The sequence below is a fragment of the Methylobacterium gnaphalii genome, from assembly GCF_007992215.1.
In the GTDB taxonomy this organism is placed as follows: Bacteria; Pseudomonadota; Alphaproteobacteria; order Rhizobiales; family Beijerinckiaceae; genus Methylobacterium; species Methylobacterium gnaphalii.
The window spans coordinates 1-985 of sequence record NZ_BJZV01000105.1; the positions used below are offsets into that span (position 1 = coordinate 1).

At 68.1% G+C, this 985-nt stretch carries 2 protein-coding genes and 1 pseudogene; 2 read left to right on the forward strand and 1 reads right to left on the reverse strand.

The genetic code is table 11. The features are described from left to right. Positions 1–116 precede the first annotated feature (116 nt). Positions 117–437 (forward strand): annotated as a pseudogene (locus tag MGN01_RS23285) (transposase); the annotation flags it as partial. Positions 438–450: 13 nt separating this feature from the next. Here the strand turns inward: MGN01_RS23285 and MGN01_RS23290 are convergent. Further along, complete coding sequence (locus MGN01_RS23290; protein ID WP_238258083.1) at positions 451–807, reverse strand: transposase; 357 nt, start codon at positions 805–807, stop codon at positions 451–453. Here MGN01_RS23290 and MGN01_RS24355 point away from each other — a divergent pair. Beyond that, positions 703–985 (forward strand): hypothetical protein (locus tag MGN01_RS24355; RefSeq protein ID WP_244612323.1); only part of this gene is annotated, 283 nt, incomplete at its 3' end. The genes MGN01_RS23290 and MGN01_RS24355 overlap by 105 nt on opposite strands.

Below are 985 nucleotides of genomic sequence, written 5' to 3' on the forward strand. Positions count from 1 at the left end.
GTGCACTAGGTCGCGGACCCATAACGGCTGGCACGGGAAAGGCGTACCGACGTTAGCCCTCTGGAGATGGAGGGTTCTGGATGGCGCGGTTTGACCTGACTGATGCGGAGTGAGCGGTGATCGAACCGCTTCTACCGACGGACGTGCGCGGCAAGGAGCGGTGGACGACCGGCGGGTGCTCAGACGACCGGCGGGTGCTCAACGGCATCTTCTGGCGGCTGCGCATGGGTGCGCCCTGGGCCGACATCCCGGCCCGCTATGGTCCCTATACGACCTGCGGCAACCGCTTCCGGCGCTGGCGCAAGCGCGGCATCTGGGATCGGCTTCTGGGTGCCGTGTCAAAGGCTTACGACGGCGATCTGCAGATGATCGACGCCACCAGCGTGCGGGTGCACCAGCACGCTGCCTGCGCCCACAAAGAAGGCGGCGGATCCGGTTGCATGGGTCACCTCATCCTGAGCAACCGTTATGCGGAGCTGACATTCCGAAGCCATGGGGAGCCTCTTTCGAGGACGGCGTTGGCGTAAGTGAGAAGCTTTCTGGCGCAGGCGATGAGGGCCTGTTTGTGGGTTTTGCCGCGTGCGGTGAGGCGTGTGCGCAGGGCGCGAGGGCCAGGTTCCAGCGATAGGAGGCCGGCAGGGCTGCGGTGTAGAGGGCGGTTCGCACACGGGCGCGCCCACCGCTGATGTGACGCTCGCCGCGATGCCGGCCGCTGTCGTGATCGAACGGGGCGAGACCGGCGAGGCTCGCGGCCTGCTCGCGCGAGAGGCTGCCGAGTTCGCTGGCGCGGTCCTCCGGTTCGGGCATCAGCACGACGAGGCGCAGGGCGGTCTTGAGGCCAAGGCCAGGGATCGAGAGCAGCAGGTCGAGACGCTCGGCCAGATCGGGCTCGGCCCGCACCGCCACGACGAGGTGATCGAACTCTTGCTCGGCCCGGTTGGCGGCGCGGCGGGCATCGGCTTTGAGCTGGCGGCGCAGGCGCGGG

Excerpts from the sequence above, each read along its gene's own strand:
- MGN01_RS23290 (WP_238258083.1), bottom strand. The coding sequence starts at position 807 with ATGCCCGAACCGGAGGACCGCGCCAGCGAACTCGGCAGCCTCTCGCGC.